At 72.1% G+C, this 21,033-nt stretch carries 18 protein-coding genes; 5 read left to right on the top strand and 13 right to left on the bottom strand.

Going from position 1 to position 21,033, the window contains the following annotated elements; all coding sequences use genetic code 11:
- Positions 1 to 10: 10 nt before the first annotated feature.
- The 12 genes from ACZ38L_RS24645 to ACZ38L_RS24590 all read right to left on the bottom strand — a co-directional run bounded on the left by ACZ38L_RS24645 (position 11) and on the right by ACZ38L_RS24590 (position 13,836).
- On the bottom strand, positions 11 to 1,183 hold the full coding sequence (locus tag ACZ38L_RS24645) for an ATP-grasp domain-containing protein (protein WP_465697147.1): 1,173 nt from the start codon (positions 1,181 to 1,183) through the stop codon (positions 11 to 13).
- Positions 1,184 to 1,245: 62 nt separating this feature from the next.
- On the bottom strand, positions 1,246 to 2,265 hold the full coding sequence (locus ACZ38L_RS24640) for a TauD/TfdA family dioxygenase (RefSeq protein ID WP_465697145.1): 1,020 nt from the start codon (positions 2,263 to 2,265) through the stop codon (positions 1,246 to 1,248).
- The gene (locus ACZ38L_RS24635) at positions 2,262 to 3,374 is read right to left on the bottom strand and encodes an amino acid kinase family protein (protein ID WP_465697143.1); all 1,113 of its coding nucleotides are present in this window, start codon (positions 3,372 to 3,374) and stop codon (positions 2,262 to 2,264) included. Before ACZ38L_RS24635 ends, ACZ38L_RS24640 begins: the two co-directional genes overlap by 4 nt.
- Positions 3,371 to 4,414: an aspartate-semialdehyde dehydrogenase gene (locus ACZ38L_RS24630; protein ID WP_465697141.1), complete on the bottom strand. Its 1,044-nt coding sequence runs from the start codon at positions 4,412 to 4,414 to the stop codon at positions 3,371 to 3,373. Before ACZ38L_RS24630 ends, ACZ38L_RS24635 begins: the two co-directional genes overlap by 4 nt.
- A gap of 26 nt (positions 4,415 to 4,440) precedes the next feature.
- A complete protein-coding gene (locus tag ACZ38L_RS24625; RefSeq protein ID WP_465697139.1) occupies positions 4,441 to 5,136 on the bottom strand; it encodes an HAD family hydrolase in 696 nt (231 codons plus the stop codon).
- On the bottom strand, positions 5,133 to 6,404 hold the full coding sequence (locus ACZ38L_RS24620; RefSeq protein ID WP_465697137.1) for an MFS transporter: 1,272 nt from the start codon (positions 6,402 to 6,404) through the stop codon (positions 5,133 to 5,135). The genes ACZ38L_RS24625 and ACZ38L_RS24620 overlap by 4 nt, the downstream gene beginning before the upstream one ends.
- A 7-nt stretch (positions 6,405 to 6,411) precedes the next feature.
- The gene (locus ACZ38L_RS24615) at positions 6,412 to 7,842 is read right to left on the bottom strand and encodes a diaminobutyrate--2-oxoglutarate transaminase family protein (RefSeq protein ID WP_465697135.1); all 1,431 of its coding nucleotides are present in this window, start codon (positions 7,840 to 7,842) and stop codon (positions 6,412 to 6,414) included.
- Complete coding sequence (locus tag ACZ38L_RS24610; RefSeq protein WP_465697133.1) at positions 7,839 to 9,080, bottom strand: MFS transporter; 1,242 nt, start codon at positions 9,078 to 9,080, stop codon at positions 7,839 to 7,841. The genes ACZ38L_RS24615 and ACZ38L_RS24610 overlap by 4 nt, the downstream gene beginning before the upstream one ends.
- Positions 9,058 to 10,308, bottom strand: a complete 1,251-nt coding sequence (locus ACZ38L_RS24605) for an ATP-grasp domain-containing protein (RefSeq protein ID WP_465697131.1) — start codon at positions 10,306 to 10,308, stop codon at positions 9,058 to 9,060. The genes ACZ38L_RS24610 and ACZ38L_RS24605 overlap by 23 nt, the downstream gene beginning before the upstream one ends.
- Positions 10,301 to 11,545 (bottom strand): ATP-grasp domain-containing protein, encoded by a 1,245-nt coding sequence (locus ACZ38L_RS24600; protein WP_465697129.1) that lies wholly within the window; start codon positions 11,543 to 11,545, stop codon positions 10,301 to 10,303. The genes ACZ38L_RS24605 and ACZ38L_RS24600 overlap by 8 nt, the downstream gene beginning before the upstream one ends.
- The gene (locus ACZ38L_RS24595) at positions 11,542 to 12,573 is read right to left on the bottom strand and encodes a pyridoxal-phosphate dependent enzyme (protein ID WP_465697127.1); all 1,032 of its coding nucleotides are present in this window, start codon (positions 12,571 to 12,573) and stop codon (positions 11,542 to 11,544) included. Before ACZ38L_RS24595 ends, ACZ38L_RS24600 begins: the two co-directional genes overlap by 4 nt.
- Positions 12,574 to 12,696: 123 nt before the next feature.
- Positions 12,697 to 13,836, bottom strand: a complete 1,140-nt coding sequence (locus tag ACZ38L_RS24590; protein WP_396567556.1) for a hypothetical protein — start codon at positions 13,834 to 13,836, stop codon at positions 12,697 to 12,699.
- A 261-nt stretch (positions 13,837 to 14,097) separates the two neighbouring features.
- On the opposite strand from ACZ38L_RS24590, the gene ACZ38L_RS24585 reads away from it, so the two are divergent.
- From ACZ38L_RS24585 to ACZ38L_RS24565, 5 genes are all read left to right on the top strand, one after another.
- Entirely contained in the window at positions 14,098 to 14,592 is a 495-nt protein-coding gene (locus ACZ38L_RS24585) for a cobalamin B12-binding domain-containing protein (protein WP_465697125.1), read from the top strand.
- Positions 14,589 to 15,848 (top strand): methylaspartate mutase, encoded by a 1,260-nt coding sequence (locus ACZ38L_RS24580; RefSeq protein ID WP_465697123.1) that lies wholly within the window; start codon positions 14,589 to 14,591, stop codon positions 15,846 to 15,848. The genes ACZ38L_RS24585 and ACZ38L_RS24580 overlap by 4 nt, the downstream gene beginning before the upstream one ends.
- A gap of 141 nt (positions 15,849 to 15,989) precedes the next feature.
- Complete coding sequence (locus ACZ38L_RS24575; protein ID WP_465697121.1) at positions 15,990 to 17,960, top strand: FAD/NAD(P)-binding protein; 1,971 nt, start codon at positions 15,990 to 15,992, stop codon at positions 17,958 to 17,960.
- Between the two features lie 36 nt (positions 17,961 to 17,996).
- Complete coding sequence (locus tag ACZ38L_RS24570) at positions 17,997 to 19,775, top strand: AMP-binding protein (protein ID WP_465697119.1); 1,779 nt, start codon at positions 17,997 to 17,999, stop codon at positions 19,773 to 19,775.
- Positions 19,711 to 19,929: a (2Fe-2S)-binding protein gene (locus tag ACZ38L_RS24565; RefSeq protein ID WP_465697117.1), complete on the top strand. Its 219-nt coding sequence runs from the start codon at positions 19,711 to 19,713 to the stop codon at positions 19,927 to 19,929. The genes ACZ38L_RS24570 and ACZ38L_RS24565 overlap by 65 nt, the downstream gene beginning before the upstream one ends.
- A gap of 69 nt (positions 19,930 to 19,998) precedes the next feature.
- On the opposite strand, the gene ACZ38L_RS24560 is transcribed toward ACZ38L_RS24565, so the two are convergent.
- Positions 19,999 to 20,943, bottom strand: coding sequence for a DMT family transporter (locus ACZ38L_RS24560; RefSeq protein ID WP_465697115.1), 945 nt, complete (start codon positions 20,941 to 20,943; stop codon positions 19,999 to 20,001).
- Positions 20,944 to 21,033: the final 90 nt, after the last annotated feature.

Genomic DNA, 21,033 nt, shown 5'->3' with positions numbered 1-21,033 from the left:
GGGGCGGCGGTCAGAGTTCCTGGAGATTCGCCATCAGCCAGGCCTCGGCCTGGAGCAGGCGCTCCTCCACCTGCGCCGAGTCGGCGCCGCTCACGATGACGAAGCACAGGTGCGAGGCGCTGTGGAGGGTCACCGCGCCGGGTTCGAGCTGGTCGTTCACCTCGTAGTGCCGCACCCACGGGAACGGCGGCCGGTCCGGCACCCGCACCAGCCGGCCCTGCGGCAGGATGGAGACCGAACCGTGCACCTCGGCCGGGGGTGCGGTCGGCGGCGGGTCGACGGACAACCCGCAGGACTGGCGGAGCACCGAGGTGTGCAGGTCCACTCCGTAGGTGGCCCGGGTGATCCAGGGGATGCGGTCCCCGCCGACGCGCGAGGCGATCTCGCAGAGCACCAGCTCGTCCTGCGGGGTGTGGAACACCTCGAGGTGGTACGCGCTGACCGGCGGGGTGTCGAAGGCCTCCAGGGTGCGGTCCAGGAACTCCTCCAGCCGCCGGGCGAGTTCGTCCTCCGGGCGCAGCTGGATGGAGCCGTTGTTCTGCCCGGAGAACACCCCGAGGCAGCTGCGCAGGTAGCGGGAGGAGGCCACGAACCGGTAGCCGTCGGCCAGCACCGCGTCGACGTGGTACATCCGTCCCTCGACGAACTCCTCGACCATGAGGTCCTCGCGCCAGGGCCGGCGGCTGAACGCCACGAGGTCGTCGTCGTCCCGCAGTACCACGATGTCGCGCGATCCGCCCTGCTTCACCGGCTTGACGACCACCGGGTACCCCGACCCGGCGATGAAGTCGGTCAGTTCGACGACGGTGCCGAGCCGGGCGAAGCGGGCCGTGGCGACCGTGCGGCCGGCTACCTCCTTCATGACCACCTTGTCGCGGAAGGACAGCGCGCTGGCCGGGGACTGGCCGGGGATGCCGAAGTCCTCGCGCATCCGGGCGGCCCGTTCGAGGTCGTACTCGTTGTCCGTGATGATGTGGGTGAACGGCTTCTCCCGGGCCAGCCGACGAATCATCAGCTCCGCGTACGGGACGGCGTCGCAGTCCGCCACGTACTCGTAGCGGGCCAGGCCCTCGGTGTTCTTCAGTTCGTGGTGGCTGAACACCTGCAGCCGGTCGGCCAGTTCCGGGAACATGGCGGGATAGTCGAGCCTGGGGCCGTAGTTGAGCACGGCGACGTTGGTCATGGGGAACCGACCTCACGATTCGCGGACGGGCGGACGGGATGGGGGACGCTGGACACCGGGGGTCAGTGGACCCGCCGGTGGCCGGCGGCGACCCGGTGGCGGATGTCCCACTGGTTGCGGCGCACGTAGGTCCGCTGGAGCCAGCGGTCCTGCCCGTCGTAGCGCGCGGTGAACTGCGAACGGGCGTGCAGTCCCTTGCGGTTGTTGATCAGCAGGGCCTGGCCGGGCCGCAGCAGCACCTCGTGGGCGACCTCCCGGCAGGCGCTCTGGAGCCGGTCGAGGGCGGACCGCGCCGCGTCGTCCAGGGCGCGGACACCGTTGGCCGCCGCGGAGACCTCGGGGAAGGTCTCGGGGCCGCTGACCATCGGTACCGGTTCCGACAGCACCTCGGCTCCGCCCGCCACGTCGCGGCAGTAGCTGCCGGGGGCGTTCATCCGGAACAGCGGGCTGCGCAGCGTCCGCAGCGTCCGGTCGTCGAGCGCACGGCAGATGTCGCGGGCGTCGGCGTAGTAGGTGCCGGCCACCCCCTCGTGGTCGGCACGCAGACAGCTCAGCACGAGGAAGTCGGGGCTGGCCAGGTCATAGCGGCCGGACGGGTCGTGGACGATGTCGTTGTGGAAGTTGAGGAAGACCGCGGATCCCTGGTTGGTCTGGGTCATGGCGCCACCTTCGACGGGGACGACGTCGTGCACCAGCTGGCCGTTCTTCTCGGTGGTGAATCCGACCGGCTCGCCGAGCAGGCCGCTCAGCCCCAGCAGCACTCCTTCGGCCACGAAGGTGGGCTTGTCGGGACTCGGCCCCCCGTCCCGCGGGGTGCTCGGCAGCCGCTCGTCGACCGGGAGGTTGCGCAGGTGGCCGACGCCGGGAGTGTCGGGGTGCCGGCCGAAGTCCAGCATCCGCTGGAGCGTCCGGACCGGCAGCCGGGCGAAGACCTGGTGGTAGCGAGCCATCGACCAGTCGATGTCCCGCGTGGGGTCGGGCAGGGTGGCCAGCTCCTCGGCGAGGTCGTCGCGCACGGCGTCCGGCAGCTCGATCTCGGCGAGGGTGGGTTCCGCGGCAACCGCGGAGGCGTGGGCAGTCACGGGTGTCCTCCTGACAACGGTCGGGTGAGCAGGGGCTCGGGGTGGGCGGGAAGGTTGTCGTGGAGCTTCTGGGCGAGCCGCACCGCCGCGTCCTCGTCGGCGGCGACGTGCGCGGTGCTCCGGCCGCCGCTGACCTCGATGACGGGGATGCCGACCGCGCGGCCGGGGACCAGGCCGTGCCGGCGCTGGCACTCCGCCTGGTCCAGGTAGCCGCCGATCACCGCCACGCGCGGGCCGTCGGCCAGTCGTACGGTGTCCACGCCCTCGGAGCGGAACGCCTCGTGCGCCCGGTCCGCCACGCTCCTGCCGGGGTATTCGAGCACCGTGGAGCGGAGGTTGAGGACCACCGCGTCGGCCGGACCGCCCACCGGGCCGATGACCGTACCCGTCGTGAACGGCGCCCGGTTGTGCCGGCAGACGATCGTGACCCCGTGCTGTTGCGCGAGGGCCACCGCACGCCGGTGCAGCACCTTGGCGCCATGGCTGGACATGGCCGCCGCGGCTGCGTAGGAGACCTGCCGGAGCAGCCGGGTGCCGGTGACCTGGTTCGGGTCGGAGCTGTGGATGCCCTCGACATCGGAGTGGATCTCGCAGCGGTCGGCGCCGAGGGCGACGGCCACCGCGACCGCCGACAGGTCGGAACTGTTCTTGCCCAGCCAGGTGGGCCGGCCGCGGTCGTCGACGGCCTGTCCGCCGGGGACGACGACCACCTCGTGCCCGGCCAGCGCGTGCCGCAGCGGCGCCGGGTCGATGTGCTCCAGTCGGGCCCACATGAAGGTCCCGTCCGTGGTCAGGCCGACCTGGTGCCCGGAGAGCACGGTGACCCGCCGGCCGAGTCGGTGCAGCGCGGCCGCCAGCAGCTGGGCGCTGACCGTGTCGGCGAGCGTCAGCAGACCGGCCACCCGCTCGTCCGCGGGCTGCGGGTCGACCTCGTACAGCCGCTCCCGCAGCCGCTCGGTCTCCCCCGGCATCGCGCTGACCACGACCGCCAGCGGGCGCTCCTCGGCCTCCAGTCGGTCCGCCAGGGCCCGGGCGAGCCCTCCGTAGGCCGCGGGCGAGCCGAAGCTGGAGCCGCCGAACTTGAGCACGGCGGGGCCGGCGGGGGTCACAACACCCCCCGCTCGCCGAGGGCCTCCGCGATCTGGATGGCGTTCAGCGCGGCGCCGATCCGCAGGTTGTCCGCCACCAGCCACAGCCAGAAGCCGCGCGGGTTGTGCGGCGCGACCCGGATCCGGCCGACGTGGACGTGGTCGGGGGCACCGGCGGTGCGCGGCGTGGGGAAGCCGCCGACGACGTCCCGGTCGTGCACGGTGACCTCGGGCAACGCGGCCAGCAGCCGGACGAGTTCGTCCCGGTCGACGACGTCGTGGCACTCGATCCAGGCCGCCTCGGAATGGCTGTTCAGCACGGGGACGCGGACGCAGGTGGTGGTGACGTCGAGGTGGGGAAGCCCGAGGATCTTGCGGGACTCCTGGAGCATCTTCTGCTCCTCCAGGGTGAACCCGGTGTCGAGCAGCTCGTCGATGAAGGGGATGACGTTGAAGGCGAGGGTGGGGGTGAACTCCTCCGCCGGGGGCTGGGCCAGCGGGTCCTCCAGCGTGATCCGGCTCGCCTCCCGGAGCTCGGCGATGCCCGAGTGGCCCCGACCGGAGGCCGCCTGGTAGGTGCTCACCACGGCCTGTCGGACTCCCCACCGGTCCTGGACCGGCCGCAGCAGCCGGACCAGCGGGATGGTCGAGCAGTTGGGGTTGGCGATGACGCCGCTGGTCGGGCGCCGGTCGAGTTCGGCCGCGTTGACCTGCGGGACGACCAGGGGTGTGTCCGGGTCCATCCGGAAGGCGTTGGTGTTGTCGATGACCAGGGCGCCCGCGGCGACCGCGGCGGGGACCCACTTCCGGCTGACGGCGGTGCCGGCGGAGAAGAAGGCGAGGTCGACGGTGGAGAAGTCGAAGGTGTCGAGTGCCTGCACGCGGTACGGGCGGCCGTCCACCGCCAGTTCGCGGCCGGCCGAGCGCGCGGAGGCGACCAGGTGCAGGTCCCGGTAGCGGAAGCCGCGCTCCTCGACGAGCTGGATCATGGTGCTGCCGACCGCTCCGGTGGCGCCGACCAGGGCTGTCCGCGGGGCGGTGTCTGCCGGGGTGAGGGGCATGGTCGTTCCTTCCGATCGTTCGTGGTTCACAGCAGCCGGTCCAGCACGGCGCGCAGGGCGTCGGGCCGGTCGGCGACGGGCAGCGGGTCGACGAAGTGGACGGGTGACCCCAGGGCCGCCGCGCCGCCGTCGGCCGTGCGGTCGTCACCGACCATCGCGACGTCCGCGGGTGCCAGGCCCAGGTGTCGGCAGGCGGTGCGGAACAGGGCCGGATCGGGCTTCTGGATGCCGTGCTCGAAGGAGAGCACATAGGCGTCCACGTACTCGTCCAGGCCGTGATGGCGGAAGACCGGCCGCAGGTCCCAGCCGATGTTGCTGACCACCACCACGCCGACGCCGCGTTCGCGCAGCCGGGCGAGCACCTCCGCGGTGTCCGGGTAGGGGTGCCAGGCGGGCGCCGTCATGTGGCGTTCGTAGAGCGCGTCGACCAGCTCGGGCCAGGGCAGCCCGCTGGCGTGCAGCAGGCCGGTGTACGCCGCGCGGTGCCGCACGACGTCCAGGTCGCGCTCCTGCCACAGCCGCGTCAGCTCGGCACCGGCGTCGCGCGGAGCGGGGCCGCCGGGTACCGCGCCGAAGTCGAGCAGCCGCCGTGCCCACCGGCGTACCTCGTCCGCGCCGACCTCCCGGTCCGTGCCGGCGAGAACGGCGGACAACCAGCTCTCGGCGTCCTCCAGCCGGAAGAGCGTGCTGGAGAAGTCGAACATGCATCCTTTGACCCTCATGGGTGACCTCCTGTCGTGGCCGGCCGGTCGCCGCCGGAAAGCGACGGCAGCCGGTGCTGGAGACTGCGGGCGACCAGGTAACCGAGCACCGCCGCGAGCGCCGCCAGCGCGGCGATCGTGGTCAGGGCGCTCGGCAGACCGAACGCCTGGGCGAGGAACCCGATCGTGGGCGGACCGAGCAGGACGCCGGAGTGGCCCAGGGTCGTCGCGGTCGCGACCCCGTCGGAGCCGCCGACCGTCCCGGCCGTGCCCACCGCGATGGGGAAGACGTTGGCGAGACCCAGGCCGGTCACCGCGTACCCCAGGAACACCAACCACGGCTGGGTGGCCAGGGCCGCCGTGAACATCCCGACGGACGCGGCGAGACCTCCGGTGACCAGGACCGGGGTGCTGCCCAGCCGTTCCAGCAGCCGGGTTCCGGACATCCGGGAGACCGTCATGGTCAGCGCGAACACGGCGTAACCGGCCGCCGCCGTACCCGGCCCGGTGTGCAGGTCGGTGGAGAGGTGCAGCGAGCCCCAGTCGGCGAGTGCGCCCTCGCCGTACGCCGTGCAGAGGGTGATCAGCCCGTACGCCGTGACGAAGAGCCGTACCCGGCGGGCGGTCGCCCCGGCCCGCCGCCGTCCGGCGCCCGGCCGGTCACCGGGCGTCCCGCCGCCGTCGGCCGGCAGCGGTGTGCGCAGCATCTCCCGGCCGGCGAAGGCGGTGACGGCGAGTCCGATCACGGTCAGCAGCAGCAGGTGGCGCTGCGGGCTCAGGTGGGGGGCCAGGAGTCCGCCGAGTCCGGCGCCCACCAGCGCCCCGGCACTGTAGGCCGCGTGGAAGGTCGGGAGGATCGGGCGCCGGATCCGGGTGGCCAGGTCCACCCCCGCGGTGTTGAAGGCGACGTTGAGCCCGCCGTACCCGGATCCGAACAGCAGGAGGACGAGGCCGAGTTGGAGCGCCGAGTGGGTCAGCGGAGGCAGCGTGACGGAGAGCGACAGCACGGTGGCCGTCACCACCGTCACCCGGCTGGTGCCGAAGCGGCGGCAGAGCCGGCCGGTCACCGTCATGGTGCCGACCGAACCCACCGACACCCCCAGCAGGGCGAGCCCGAGTTCTCCGGCCGAGGCGTGCACCTGCTCCTTGATCGCGGGGATGCGGACCACCCAACCGGCGAAGACGAAGCCGTCCAGGGCGAAGAAGAGGCTGATCGCCAGGCGCAGCCGGGCCACCGGCAGGGCGGCGACCGCCGGGCCGGGTCGGCCGCCGTCGACGAGCTGGTCCATGGCGGCCTCAGCTCCGCCCGGTCGCATCGGCGGCGAGTGCCGCGCGAAGCGCCCGGTGCAGGATCCGTCCGGCGATGTCGACCTCCTCGACCGTGCAGTTCAGTGGGGGCAGCAGCCGCAGCACGCCGTCGTCCCGGCCGCCCAGCTCGATGATCAGGCCGCGCAACAGCGCCTCCCGTTGCACCCGCCGGGCGAGCGCGGAGGCGGGCCGACCGGTGCCGGGCTCGGCGAGCTCCACGCCCAGCATCAGACCCAGGCCCCGGACGTCGAAGACCTGGTCGGTCAGCTCCCGAAGGCCTTCCAGGTGACCCAGGAGCTGTTCGGACCGGGCCCGCACGTTGGCCAGCACGCCGTCGCGGCGGACGACCTTGATCGTGGCGACACCGGCGGCGAAGGCGGCCTGGTTGCCCCGGAAGGTACCGGTGTGCGCTCCGGGCTGCCAGACGTCCAGCCGCTCGTCGTAGAGGATGACGGCGGCCGGCAGGCCCAGCCCGCTCAGCGCCTTGGAGGCGACCACGACGTCGGGCTCGATCCCGTACTGCTCGAAGGCGAACCAGGTCCCGGTGCGCCCGCAGCCGGTCTGGACCTCGTCCACGACCAGCGGGATGTCCAGCGCGCGGGTCACCTCGCGCAGGCGCCGGACGAACTCGGCGTCGGCCGGGATCACCCCGCCCTCGCCCTGGACCAGCTCCAACACGACCGCCGCCGGCAGCGGGATCCCACCGTTCGGGTCGGTGAGTGAACTTTCCAGGTACCCGACGCAGTTGACGGCGCAGGACGACCGGGTCAGCCCCAGCGGGCAGTGCCGGCAGGACGAGTAAGGGAAGACGTGGACACCGGGCATCCGGCCGCGGATCGGCGCCTTCTGGTCGACCAGCCCGGTCACGGACAGCGTCGCCAGCGTGCTCCCGTGGAAGCCGCCCTGGAAGGAGATCACCTCCTCGCGTCCGGTCGCCGTCTTGCACAGCTTCAGGGCCGCCTCGACCGCGTTGGCGCCGGTCGGCCCACAGAAGTGGATCTTCGTCCGGTCGCGCATCGCCTCCGGGAGCATGCCGAGCGTCAGGTCGGTGAACTCGTCCTTGACCGGGGTGGGGAAGTCCAGGCCGTGGACCAGTTCGCCGAGTTGCTCACGCGCCGCGGCCACCGGCTCGGGCGGGTTGTGGCCCAGCGCGAGGACACCGGCGCCGCTCAGGAAGTCGAGGAAGACGTTGCCGTCGAGGTCCTCCAGGTAGCTGCCGGCGGCCCGGCGGACGGCGATCGGCAACCGCCGTGGGTAGGTGCGTGCGTTGGACTCGCGCCGGCTCTGCCGAGCCAGCAGTTCGGCGCTGCGGGGACCGGGCAAGCCGCCGCTGACGGAGGGCTCCCGGTAGCCGGGGGCCGGATCGGCGTGGCCCCGGGTTCGCGGGCCTGCCTCGGGAAGGTCGGCGATCGTGGTCACGATCCACTCCACTCGGACGGGGGGACGGGAAGGGCGGCGACGCCTGCTCGGCGGCGGGCCGGCCGAGCGATCGTCACCAGGCCGACGAGGGCCGTGGCGACCAGGCCCTGCACGGCCGCGAGCAGCCAGAAGTGCGCGGGTCCGGCGGAACCGGCGGACGAGTAGAGCCGGCCGCCGACCACTCCGCTGGCGAAGGAGCCGAGACCGAGCGCCAGGCGCTGGCTTCCGACCGCCAGCGTCGGCCGGCCCGGGACGGCCCGGATGGCTTCCAGGTCGTTCTTGAGGAAGATGACGCCCTCGCCCACGCTCATCAGCACCGTGCCGAGGAGGATGAAGGGCACCCCGGGCCGGGTGAAGGCCAGCAACCCGAGCACGAACACCGGGAAGGTGATGAGGACGGCGGTGGAGTAGCGCACCCGGCCGATCCACCGCGCCGCCGGGGGCTGCCCGACGATGACCAGCACGCTGTTGATCACCAGCGCCAGGCTGTAGACCACCGTCGAGTGCCCGGCGGTGATGTAGACGCCCAGGTAGTTCTGGAAGAACCAGAACACGTAGGCGGTCACGAAGGCCACCAGTGCGGGCGGGGTGAGGAAGGCCCTGACCCAGTCGCCGCCCCGGCTCTCCCGGGCGGGCGTGGCCGAGCGGCTGGGCGGCAGGATCGCCGCGTGCAACCCGGTCAGCGCCGCGAACATCAGGCTGACCAGCGCGAAGACCAGCAGCGGCCACCGCGCGATCAGCAGGCCGGAGATCAGGGTGCCCAGGGCCATTCCGGTGCTCAGTGCGGAGTTGTTGACCGAGAGCAGCACCGGCCGGTGCTCGTCGGAGACCTCCCGCACCAGGTACGCCTTGTTGGCCGGCGAGTAGAAGGCGTCGCCGAGAGCGGTGAGCAGCACCGCGACGACCGCCAGCCGCGGCACGGACAGGCCCACCAGGAAGAGGGCGAATCCGCAGGTGCGGACGGTCAGTCCGGTCACCATCGAGGTCTTGAGGCCGATCCGCTCGGCGATCAGTCCCCCGCCGAGGGCACCGGAGAACTGCAGGAAGGACGTCACCCCCAGCAGCAGCCCGACGGTGCCCATCGCCATACCCAGCCGCTCGTGCAGCAGGATCGCCAGGAAGGGCAGCACCATGAAGCTGCCGAGCGGCATGAAGAACGAGGTGGCGAGCAGGAACTTGAGCGTGGTGGGCAGACCGGTCAGGCCGGCCCACAGGTCAGAACGACGGATGCCAGACATCGCCGTCCTCGAACTCGACCCAGTAGGTCCGTGCGATCTCGCGCTTGGTCCGGTCCGCCGCGGCGTGGTCCGGTACCCGCAACCAGATCAGCCCGGGCCGCTTGGTGTTGGCGGCCACCGGAAGCGGCACCTCACCCGGCCGGATGCCGATCTCGAAGTCCGCCACGCCCTCGACGGCGCGCAGCAGTTCGGGGTCGGCGGTCCGGCGGACCCGCTTGCGCGGAGGGATCAGCGACACCACCATGCCGACCGCGCTGGACGGCGGCAGGTGGGGGGAGGTCACCTGCTCGCCACCGGGCAACAGGCTGCGCAGCACGGTGGCGATCTCGTCGACTCCGGTGGCGTGTTCCACCATCCGGAAGATCCGGTAGCCGCCGATCCGGGTCTGCGACTCGATGATCACCGGCCGGCCGTCGGGAGCGACCTTGACCTCGGTGTGGGTGAGACCCCAGGTGTGTCCGATGGCGTCGAGGAAGTCCAGGACCGTACGGCTGATGCGCTCGGTGTGCCGGTCGTAGGGGGCCGGCGGCGGCACCGAGACCTCGGTGATGGCGACGTTCGGGTGGCGGGCGAGGCGGCAGAGCGACATCCCGGCGACCGCGTGCCGACCGTTCAGGGTCACCGTCTCGACGCTGTAGAGCTCGTCCCCCTCGACGAGTTCCTCGGCCAGGTAGGAGCCCTGGAGCCAGAACCGGGAGTCGTCCAGCACGGCGCGAAGCTCGTCGGGGGTGGTGATCTGGCGGACGCCGACGCTGCCCGAACCCGCGACCGGCTTGACGATCAGCGGCAGCCCGTACTGGGCGTGGAACTTCTCCAGGTCGTCGGCGCTCGCGACCGGGGCCCAGCCGAGCGCGAGCTCCGGGTGTCCGGCGAGGATGTCCCGCATCCGGTCCTTGTAGCGGGTGGCCGCCACCGAGGCCAGCGGCAGGCCCCGGATGCCGAGCGCGTCGGCGATGACGGCGCAGCTCTCCAGGCCGAACTCGCCGAACGAGACGGTCGCGTCGAGCGGGTGCTCACGGTGGATCGCGCGGGCGGCCCGCAGGCAGGCCACCACCTGTTGCGCGGGTATCGGGTACACGTGCCGGCAGCGTTCCAGGACGGCCAGCTCGTTCGGTGAGAAGTCGGTGGTGTTCCCGACGAAGCTGACGTCGAAGCCCAGCTCCAGCGCGGTCTCGACCACGCCGGCCCAGCCGCTGAGCACCAGGAGGTGGGGGTTGTGTTCAGTCACGGCGGTCGTCGTCCTTCATCCGGATCCGCAGCTCACCGGCGGCGGACAGCACGTTCTGCAGGGCGAGTTCGGCGGTGGCGCCGGTGGCGAACAGCAGGGCGACGCAGCCGTCCTGGTGCGAGACCGTGCGGACCGTCGTGCCGGCGGCCAGTGCCGGGTAGAGCACGGGGTCGCCCGGGTGCCCGGTCAGAGCGTCCCGGCCCGAGATCCCCAGGAAGACCCCGGGGTGCGGGGCGTAGAGCCGGGCGTGGGCCGCGCCGTGACGCGGGGTCAGCGGCGCGTCCATCAAGGCGGGACGGCGCCGCAGCACCAGGTCGACGAAGGCGGCGTAGGGGTCGGCGTCCAGCGTCCGCGAGATCTCCTCACCGATCAGGGCGCCGCCGAGCCGCGGGTTGATCTCGACGACCTCGAACCCCCCGTCGGTCAGGATGAACTCGGTGTGGGCGAAGCCCTCGGTGTAGCCGACGGCCTTGAGCACCTGCTCGATCCACCGCTCGGCGTCCTCCGCCATCGCGGCGGGCAGCGCGACCGGGAAGCCCAGTGCCTCCTCGCGGAACACCGGTGGTGCGGAGAGGACGCGGCTGCTGACGCCGATCACCCGGGTCCGGCCCTCCCAGGTGAGGGTCTCGATGCTGTACAGCGGGCCGAGGAAGTAGGGCTCGGCCGCCAGTCGCCCGCGCAGGGTCGAGCGCCGGGCCGTGTGCAGCACGGTGGTGAGCTCGTCGAGGGTGCGGGCCAGCCAGACGTGCTTGCTCCCGGTGCCCGCGCTGTCCTTGACGACCAGCGGCAGCCCGACCCGCGCGGCCACGCCGGCGGCGTCGTCCACCGGGCCGATGGAGCAGCCGTCGGCCCGGGACAACCCGTGCTCGTACAGGCGCCGGCGCAGCTGTTCCTTGTCGCGGACCAGGCGGACGCACGCGGGATCCTGTCCGGCGAGCCCCAGCTCCTCACGGACCGCGAGGGAGACCAGGCTCCACGTGTCGGTGGTGCTGACCAGGCCCGCCACGTCGCCGATCTCGCGGACCTTGTCGACCACCTCCGCCACGTCGTGGGTGTTCACGTCGTGGACGACGAGGTGGGCGGTGTCCAGCATGGCGAGTTCGTACAGGTACTCCGACCGGTCGCAGGTCAGGAGGTGGACGGTCAGGTCCTCCGCGGCGGCCGCGGCCACCAGCCGGCCCAGGCCGAACTGCAGCCACTCCAGGGCGATGACGTTCCGACCCGAGGGCGTGTTCACAGGGCGTCCTCCTTGACGTGGGGGTGGAAGGAACGGCGGCTCCAGTCCATGACCGACCAGGGCAGGGCCAACTGGTCCAGCGAGTCGATGCACCTGGGCGCCTGCTCCGGCACGCTCGCGGTGCCCCCGGCGCTCCGGGCGTAGACGTTCCGCGCGTAGCGGTGTCCGGTGTCGGCGGCGATGAGGACACAGGGGCGCTCGGGGTCGCGGGCGGCCTCCCAGCGCGCGGCGAGGTAGTTGCAGCCCGAGGAGAGCCCGGCGTAGACGGCGTGCCGGCGGAACAGGTCGGTCGTGGCGGCCACGGCGCTGTCGAAGTCGATCCAGTGCACCCGGTCGTAGAGCTCGTAGCGCACGTTGCGCATGACGATCGGGCTTCCGATCCCGGAGATGCTGGCCACCGGGTCGGCGACCGGATCGCTGCCGAAGGTGACGCTCTCGAAGGGCTGGACGCCGACGAGTTGGACATCGTCGTTGAGTTCACGCAGGTAGCCGGTCAGGCCGCCGGTCGAGGCGCCGGTACCGACACCGCCGACCAGGGTGAACGGCTCGCCACCGAACTCCTTCTGCAGCAGTTCGGCGCACTCGCGGTAGCCGAGGTAGTGGATGCCGTCGTGGTACTGCTGCATCCAGTGCACGTCGGGCTCGGTCTCGAGGATGCGCGCGACCCGGTCCAGGCGTGCGCGTTGGTCCATCTTGTCGACCAGCGGCCCCGGCGGGATCTCCACCTGGTCGACCTCGGCCCCGAGCATCTCGAACTGCCGACGCACGTCGTCGTCGACCTTGGTCGAGCAGACGATCCGGCATTTCATTCCGTATTTGTGGCAGGCCAGCGCGAGCGAATACCCATACGTTCCGCTGGAGCTGTCCATCAACGTGTCGCCCGGTTTGACGACTCCGGTCGCCAGGAGTTTCCGGACCGCTTCGAGAGCCGAATAGAGCTTCATCATCTCGAAACGCAGGACATGGATATTGCCTTCCAGCCGGACCACATCCGGCTGCTTCATCGCGTCCGCGATGTGATCGAACACGTCCCCATCCTGTTCTGTCGTCAAGGCACGCACGGGAATGTCCCGACCCACCGTCCGTGCGCGAAGGGAAGACGCGGCCGGCGCCGGGGAACGCCGGCCGCGTCTCTTTCCGGGGCGGGGCGGTCAGACGGCCGCGGGAACCGCGGCGCCGGCGGCGATACCGAAGGTGCGGTGCGCGGTGCGGGTGATGAGGAAACGGATGTCCTCGTCGGACAGGCCGCTGGCCTTGGCGTTGGCGATGTGCCGGGCGAGCGGCTGCGAGCCCGCCGCGACCACGCCGTTCTCCTCGTACCACAGCCCGTTGTCGCCGGTGTGGTGCAGCGGGCGGCCACCCAGCCGGGCGGAGTCGCACCGGTCGGTCATGATCATCGCGTTGCGCGGGCCCATCAGCTGGACGGCGCGGGCGGCGAGGGCCAGGTCCACGTGCTCGCCGTCGAAGTTGATGCAGGCGGCGATGCGGCAGTTGACCGCCTGGCGGATGATCGCGCCGGGCACCGGTCCGGCCACCTCGCTGATGTTGTCCAGGGTCCAGTTCGGCACGTCGTACGACTCGATGACGCGGTCACGCTCCCGGCGGGCCCGCTCGGTCCGGAAGGCGTGCCGGATGTTCAGCGGCATGTCGTTGAACAGGTGGTCGGTGGTCACCCGGACGCCGGTGCCGTTCCACTCCGACTGGTACGCCGTCTCCACGATGGCGTCGACGGTGTCCGCGCTGCGTCGCGGGTCGTCGCGGGTGAAGTGGCCGAGCGCCGGACGCACACCGTGGGCCAGGAGCGTCGGCACGATCCAGGAGAAGTCGCTGGTGCGCAGGTTCGGGTCGTCCTGGAGGACGGACTCCGGGGAGAAGGCGTCGGGCGAGACGACCGTGTAGACCAGGCCGTGGTCACCCAGTCCGGCCAGCCGCTCCCACTCCTGCCGGCTCGGCGCCCAGACGGTGGACGTCGGGGTACCGCCGCGGTGCGAGAGCAGCGGGCCTTCGAGCGCCACGCCCGGCACGTGCGGGAGCAGTCCGTCCGCACGCATGCTCGCGTAGTTCCGCATGAACTCCTCGAACTCGCCCAGGCGGTCGCGGTGCAGGTACATCGTCGGCAGGGCGAGGACGCCCTCGGTCGCGCACCACTGGTCGAGCCGGGCCAGGTCCACGCGGGTGAAGTCGGAGAAGTCCACGTCCCCGAATCCGTGACAGTGCACCTCCACCGGGCGCATGCCGTCCTCGTCCGCCTGGAACGGCTCCACACCGGACGCCGCTGCGATCGAACTCATCGTCAAAGCTCCTCTTCGGTCTGGGGGGTCGTCTCGATTCTGCGGCGCCGGAAGGTTCGGTATCCAGCCCGGAACTCGGTCATGATGCTGCATTGCAGCATCATGAGGGAGTGGCGAGCGGCGACTTCAGGGATATTCTCGCTGGGCCGGCCGACGGACCTTCGGCACGACGGCCGAACGAGCCGACCGCCGGCGCTGGTACGGACATTGGCCGCGCGCTCTTGCCGGCCCCTCCCTCTCATTCCACAGGAGTGAACCTCCATGTCCTCACCTACGGTCGTATCCGACCGGGAATTCGTGACACCCCGCCGCCGCACCCTCGTCACCAGCGTTTCTTCCGATTCCCACACCTGGAATCTGGTCTATTTGCAGCTGTTGCTGGAGGAGCTGGGCCATCAAGTGCACAACGTCGGCGCCTGCGTGCCGGACGACCTCCTGATCGAGGAGTGCCGCCGACGCCGCCCCGACCTGGTCGTGGTCAGCAGTGTCAACGGGCACGGCTTCCTGGACGGGCGCCGCCTGATCACCAGGCTGCGACGGGAGCCGGACCTGGCACGGCTGCCCGTCGTGATCGGCGGCCGGCTCGGCACGGAGGGCGCCGCCGAGGGGACGTACGGACCCGAGCTGTTGGCGGCGGGATTCACCGACGTCTTCGAGGGCGACAACGCCGTCCGGGACTTCCGGGCCTACCTGATGTTGACTCAGCTCCCCTCCCTCCCAGCGCGGTTGCCGGCCATGGCGGGGGCCGCCGCGTGAGCGGTTCCGACCGGCGTCCCTTCGTGTCGACCGCACCGCCCTTCGGGGCGGCGATCGCCGCGGCCAGGGCGGCAGGCGAGCTGGTCGTCCAGCCCCGGATGGGCTTCGCCACCGTACCGGCCATGCGCCGCGGCCTGGAGGCGGTCCGGGACGTGCCGGCCCGCACCGTCGGCACCATCACCCTGGACAGCTACACCCGGGTCGGCGACCACGCCTCCGCGCGCCACGCGCTCGACCGTGGAAGCAACCTCAACGGCTACCCCCTCGTCACCCACGGGCCGGACACCACAAGGGAGTTGACCGCCGCGCTGGGCGGACGGCAGTTCGCCGTCCAGGTGCGCCACGGCTCGTCCCTGCCGCTGGACATCTTCCGGGTACTGCTCGACTCCGGGCTCGACGCCACCGAGGGCGGCCCGGTCTCGTACTGCCTGCCCTACAGCCGTACCCCACTGGTGCGTTCGGTGGACGCCTGGGCGCGCTGCTGCGAACTGTTGGCCACCCGCTCGCCGACGGCTCATCTGGAGAGCTTCGGCGGCTGCCTGCTGGGTCAACTCTGCCCGCCCAGCCTGCTGGTGGCGATGACCGTGCTGGAAGGCCTGTTCTTCGAGCAGCACGGGCTGCGCGACATCTCGCTCAGCTACGCCCAGCAGACCGACTTCGAACAGGACCGAGCGGCCGTCGCGGCGTTGCGCCGGTTGGCAGGTGAGATGCTCACCGAGGCCTCCTGGCACATCGTCCTCTACACGTACATGGGCGTCTTCCCGAGGAGCGAGGCCGGCGCGCTGGCCCTGCTGCGGCAGAGCGCGCTGCTCGCCGCCCGCACCGGTGTGGAGCGGCTGATCGTGAAGACCGCCGCGGAGGCGTACCGGATACCCACCGTCGAGGACAACGTCCGGGCGCTGCGGGAGGCAGCCCGGGCGGCGGCCGACGCGGGCCCGCCGGACACCACGGCCGACGACGGGGTGTACGAGGAGGCCAGGACCCTGGTGGAGGCGGTACTCGCCCTCCACCCGGACGTCGGTCGGGCCCTCACCACGGCCTTCGCCCGCGGCTACCTGGACGTCCCGTACTGCCTGCACGCCGACAACGCCCAGCGTTCCCGCAGCTACATCGACGGTGACGGGCGGCTGCGCTGGTTCTCCGTGGGGCTCATGCCGATCAGCGCCCAGGCCCCACGCGGCAGTTCCCGGCTCCGCGCGGACGACCTGCTCGGCATGCTCTCGCACGTCCAGTCCACGTTCGACCGGGCCGCGTAGGCCCGGGCCCGGGTCCGGGCCGGACCGGCGCCGCGCCCGCGTGACCCTCCCCGTTCCCCGACCGCTTCCGCTCCGTGTTCCCCGACCGCTTCCGGTCCACGCGGCCCGCGCCGCGATCCACCCGGCACAAGGAGAATCGCAGTGAACAGCTCCATACCACCGCTCAGTCCCTACACCATCGCCGTCGTCGGCACCGGGCCCCGGGGCATCTCCGTCCTGGAGCGCCTCGCCGTGCTGCTGCGCGAGGGCGCCGCCGAACCTCGTCCGGTCCACATCTACGCGATCGACGCCGTGGAGGTCGGGGCCGGGCGGGTCTGGCGGACCGACCAGAACGACTGGTTCACGATGAACACCGTCATCGGGCAGGTCACCATGTTCTCCGGTGAGCCGGACGGTGGCCGCGCCCGCCCCGGCGCCGGGCCCTCGCTCGGCGAGTGGCTGGCCGAGCACGCGCCGGCCGCCGGCGACCGCCCGGCCCTCGGTCCGGACGACTTCGCCTCCCGGCGGGACTACGGGCGCTACCTGAGGTTCGTCTACCGCACCATCACCGACGAACTGCCCCCGCACGTCCGGCTGATCCCGCTGCAAGCGCGGGTGACCGCCGTCCGACCGGGGCTCGGGGACGGCTACCGGCTGACCCTGGACGAGTCCCGGACGCTCGCGGCGGACAAGGTCGTGCTGGCCACCGGACACCCCAGGAACGAACCGGACGACTTCGACCGGGCCATGATCAGGTTCGCCGGAACCCGGCCCGGGATCGCCTACCTGTGCGGCGACTCGGCCGCGGAGCTGGACCTCGACACCGCGGTCCGCCCCGGAACCACCGTCGCGATCCGCGGCTTGGGGCTGTCCTTCTACGACGTCCTGCTGTCGCTGACGGTGGGCCGCGGCGGCGAGTTCGTCCGTGACCGGCACGGCAGCCTGCGCTACCGGCCCAGCGGACGCGAGCCGCACGTCGTGGCGGCCTCGCGCAGCGGGCTGCCGATCCCGGCGCGTGGACGCAACCAGAAGGCTCCCGGTTACGTCCACCCGGCGCGGTTCCTCACCCAGGAGGCCCTGGCGGCGGCCCGCGCCCGGCGTCGCGCGGCGACCGGCAGCACGCGGCTCGACTTCGACCAGGACCTGCTGCCGCTGCTGCTCAAGGAGATCGAGCACGTCTTCTACACCACCCACGTGCGGGCCGCCGCCGGCGCCGAGCAGGCGGCGGAGTTCGCCCGCCGGCACGCCGAACTGCTCGCCTTGGGCGAGGACACCTCGGTGCTGCTCAAGGAGGCGGGTCTGGAGTCCGTCCCCGCTCCGGACCTGTGGGCGCTGGCCCGCCCCTTCGCGGGCGAGTTCTTCCCGAGCCACCAGGCCTGGCAGCAACGCCTGTCCGCGGTCCTGCGCCACGACCTCGACCAGGCCGCGCTGGGCACCCTGGACGGTCCGCTGAAGGCGGCGCTGGACGCCCTGCGGGACCTCCGTGGCATCGTGCGGCAGGCCGTCGACTACGGCGGCCTGCTGCCCGAGTCCCACCGTGACGCGTTCCTCGGCCGGTACGCGCCGGTCAACGCCCTGCTCTCGGCCGGCCCGCCGATGGTCCGCACCGAGCAGTTGATCGCGCTGATGGAGCAGGGACTGGTCGAGATCGTGGGACCGGCCGCCCGGTTCGGCACGGACCAGGCGGCCGGACGGTTCGTGGTCGGCTCCCCGCAGGTGGCCGGCTCCGAGCGGACCGCCGAGGTACTGATCGACGCGCGCATCCCCACGCCGAACCTGCCCCGGGACAGCTCGCCGCTCACCCGCCAGCTGCTGAGCGCCGGCGTGGTCCGCGAGTTCGTCAACTCCGACACCGCTTCGGGCACCCGGTACGCCACCGGCGGGCTCGACGTCGTCCAGGGGTCCTTCCGGGTGCGGGACGGCGCCGGGCGGGTGCACCCGGGGCTCTACGCCCTGGGCATCCCCACCGAGCACGTGCGCTGGTTCACCCAGATCGGCAACGGCCGCCCCGGGGTGGCCACCGACTTCCTGAAGGTCGCCGACACCGTCGCCAGGGAGCTGCTCGCCCCGCTGACGGAGCGGCCCACCGAACCGGCCGTCCTGGTGGGCCACGAGACCGGCGCCCACCACTGAACCGCAGCAGTCTCCGCACGAAAGGCACTGCCGGCAATGACTCCTCACACGGCAACGACTCCTCACGACCGGGACGCCACCCGGGCGTTCCGAACGGCGCGGGACGTCCTCCTGGAACACCGGGACGATCTCGCCACTGCCCGCCGCCTGTTCCGGTGGCCGAGGCCGGACCGCTTCAACTGGGCACTCGACTGGTTCGACGCGGTGGCCCGCGACAACTCCCGGCCCGCGCTGCGGGTGTTGGGGCCCGACGGCCACACCGACCACTCCTTCGACACCATGGCCCGCCGCTCCGACCAGGTGGCGGCCTGGCTGCAGGGTCTGGGCGTGGCCCGCAAGGACCCGCTGCTGCTGCTCCTCGACAACCGGGTGGAGCTGTGGGAGGTGATGCTCGCCGCCATCAAGCTGGGCGCGGTCATCGTCCCGACCTACACCACGACCACCCCAGCCGAGCTGGCCGACCGGGTCCACCGGGCGGGCATCCGGCACGTCGTGGCCGCCGCCGACCTGGTGGACCGCTTCGCGGACGTCCCCGGCGACTGGACGCGGATCGCGGTGGGCGCCCGACGAGCCGGCTGGCTGGCGTACACCGACTCCGCCACGGCCCCGGCCGACTTCACCCGGCAGGGATGCTCGCTGGCCGACGACCCGCTGTTCTGCTACTTCACCTCGGGCACCACCTCGCGGCCGAAGATGGTCTCGCACACCCACCTCAGCTACCCCGTCGGCCACCTGTCGGGGATGTACTGGAACGGCGTGCGCCCGGGCGACTTCCACCTGAACGTCTCCGCACCGGGCTGGGCCAAGCACGCCTGGAGCTCCTTCTTCGTGCCGTGGAACGCCGAGGCCACCGTGGTCGCCCTGGCCGAGCCGCGCCCCGGCCCGGCCGCGGTCCTCGCCGCGCTCCGGCGGGGCGGGATCACCACGCTCTGCGCTCCCCCGACCGTGTGGCGCGGCATGGTCCGCGAGGGGCTGGGAGAACGGCCCGCGGGGCTTCGGGAGGCCACCGCCGTCGGGGAGTCTCTGGAGCCCGCGCTGTTCCACACCGTGCGGCAGGCGTGGGGCCTGTCGGTCCGGGACGGCTTCGGCCAGACGGAGACGACCGCCCAGATCGGCAATCCCCCGGGCCGTGAGGCCGTTCCGGGACGGATGGGCTGGGCGCTGCCGGGCTACCAGCTGGTGCTGATCGACCGGGAGACCGGCCAGGAGGTGCCCGACGGCACCCCGGGCGAACTCTGCGTCCGGCTGTCGCCACGCCCGGCCGGCATGATGACGGGCTACTCGGGCGATCCCGAGCGCACCGCCCGCGCGTTCGAGGGCGGCCTCTACCACACGGGCGATCTGGTGGTGCGCCACGACGACGGCAGCTACGGCTACGTCAGCCGGACCGACGACATGTTCAAGTCGTTCGACCACCGGATCTCGCCGCTTGAGCTCGAACGCGCCCTGCTGCGGGACCCGTTGGTCGCGGACGTCGCGGTGGTGGCGATCCCGCACCCGGTGGGGCTGTGGGAGCCGAAGGCGTTCGTGGTCCTTGCCCGCGGCCACGCCCCGGGCCCGGAGAGCGCCGACGCCGTCTTCCGCCGCGCGGTCGAGGAGCTGCCGCGCGAGAAGTGGGTCCGGGTGCTGGAGTTCGTCGACCGCCTGCCGCTGACGCCCTCCGGCAAGATCCGCCGTGCCGAGCTGCGGGACCGGCCCGAGGTGCCGGGCCTGGTCCACCGACTGTCGACCACCGAGGAAGGAGAGGCTGATGGAGGAGCACACGGAGCAGTCGAGCCCGCTGTTGTGCCTGTGCGCGCGGGTCACCGAGCGTGAGGTGATCGCCGCCCTGGAGCGCGGCGCGGACGACCTGTCGTCCGTCCGCGAGGCAACCGAGGCGAACACCGGGTGCGGCGACTGCGCCGACGACATCGAGGACCTGATCGCCGAGCACCAGGAGCGGAGCACCCTGCACAGCGCGTCGAGCTGAACCGGCAGCGCCGGTCGGATGTCACCGTGAGGCTGGGGAGCCGGGCCGACTGCCCGGCTCTCCGGCCGTTCAGCGCCGGACACGGTTGGCGAGGAAGGTGCCGGCCGTGGCGAGGACGAGCCCGCCGAGGGTGAGCGGACCGAAGTCCTGACCGAGCAGCAGCGCGCCCAGGCCGGCCGTGCTCATCGGGACCAGATAGAACAGGCTGCTGACCTGGCTCGTCCCGTGCCGTTGCAGCAGGTGGTAGAGGAGGCCGACGCCGACGATGGAGTTGATCAGCGCGGTCCATAGCAGCACGGGCCAGTACGACGCGGAGAAGTGCACGTCCCAGCCCTCCACCAGGAGCGCGGGCACCAGCACCACCAGCGAGGCGGCGAGGAGTTGCACGGCGTTGCCGCTGACCGGCTCCATCCGCCCGCAGAACCGCTTCTGGTAGACCGTGCCGAAGGAGATGCCGAGCAGTCCCAGCACGAGGAAGCCCAGGCCCAGCAGGTAGCCCCCGGACAGCTGGATCCGGTCGGCGACCGCCAGCGCCACCCCGCCGAGCCCCAGCGCCAGGCCCAGGTACTGGCCGGCCGAGACCCGCTCGCCGAGCAGCGGCACCGCGAGCAACGAGGCGGCCAACGGGTAGAGGGCGATGATCAGCGCCGCCAGTCCGGAGGGCACCCCCAGGTTCATCCCCATGTAGATGCTGGAGAACTGCACCGCCTGGACGAGTGTGCCGGCAACGGCCAGGTGCAGCAGTCGGCGCCCCCGGGGCAGCCGTTCGCGACGGACCCCGGCGATGACCAGCAGGACGACGCCCGCGATGGCGAAACGTAATGTCGCGAAGGTGTAGGGCGACGCGTACCGCAGTCCGAGCTTGCCGGAGATGAAACCGGAACTCCAGACCACCACGAGCGCCACCCGGGCCGTCAGGTCGGCCCCGCGGTTGGGCCGTGCGGCCGGTTCCGGGGCACCGCCCGGGGCTGCGGGCTGCGCGGGACTCTCGAGGGACGGGGTCGGCTTCAGCATGTCTGACACTCCCTATTGTTCGATAAAAAGCACTCTAGAGCAGAATATCGTCCGGGTCGAGGGCTTCCACGGCAATCGGCGCGGATCCCG

It is taken from the genome of Kitasatospora sp. NPDC024654 (assembly GCF_055559155.1).
Note: the sequence above shows the minus strand (reverse complement) of the source record. Positions and strands in the feature narration are given on the sequence as shown.

Coding starts and splice junctions, on each gene's coding strand:
- ACZ38L_RS24645 (WP_465697147.1), bottom strand. CDS start 1,183: ATGACCAACGTCGCCGTGCTCAACTACGGCCCCAGGCTCGACTATCCC.
- ACZ38L_RS24610 (WP_465697133.1), bottom strand. CDS start 9,080: ATGTCTGGCATCCGTCGTTCTGACCTGTGGGCCGGCCTGACCGGTCTG.
- ACZ38L_RS24590 (WP_396567556.1), bottom strand. CDS start 13,836: ATGAGTTCGATCGCAGCGGCGTCCGGTGTGGAGCCGTTCCAGGCGGAC.
- ACZ38L_RS24620 (WP_465697137.1), bottom strand. CDS start 6,404: ATGGACCAGCTCGTCGACGGCGGCCGACCCGGCCCGGCGGTCGCCGCC.
- ACZ38L_RS24625 (WP_465697139.1), bottom strand. CDS start 5,136: ATGAGGGTCAAAGGATGCATGTTCGACTTCTCCAGCACGCTCTTCCGG.
- ACZ38L_RS24585 (WP_465697125.1), top strand. CDS start 14,098: ATGTCCTCACCTACGGTCGTATCCGACCGGGAATTCGTGACACCCCGC.
- ACZ38L_RS24570 (WP_465697119.1), top strand. CDS start 17,997: ATGACTCCTCACACGGCAACGACTCCTCACGACCGGGACGCCACCCGG.
- ACZ38L_RS24630 (WP_465697141.1), bottom strand. CDS start 4,414: ATGCCCCTCACCCCGGCAGACACCGCCCCGCGGACAGCCCTGGTCGGC.
- ACZ38L_RS24560 (WP_465697115.1), bottom strand. CDS start 20,943: ATGCTGAAGCCGACCCCGTCCCTCGAGAGTCCCGCGCAGCCCGCAGCC.
- ACZ38L_RS24565 (WP_465697117.1), top strand. CDS start 19,711: ATGGAGGAGCACACGGAGCAGTCGAGCCCGCTGTTGTGCCTGTGCGCG.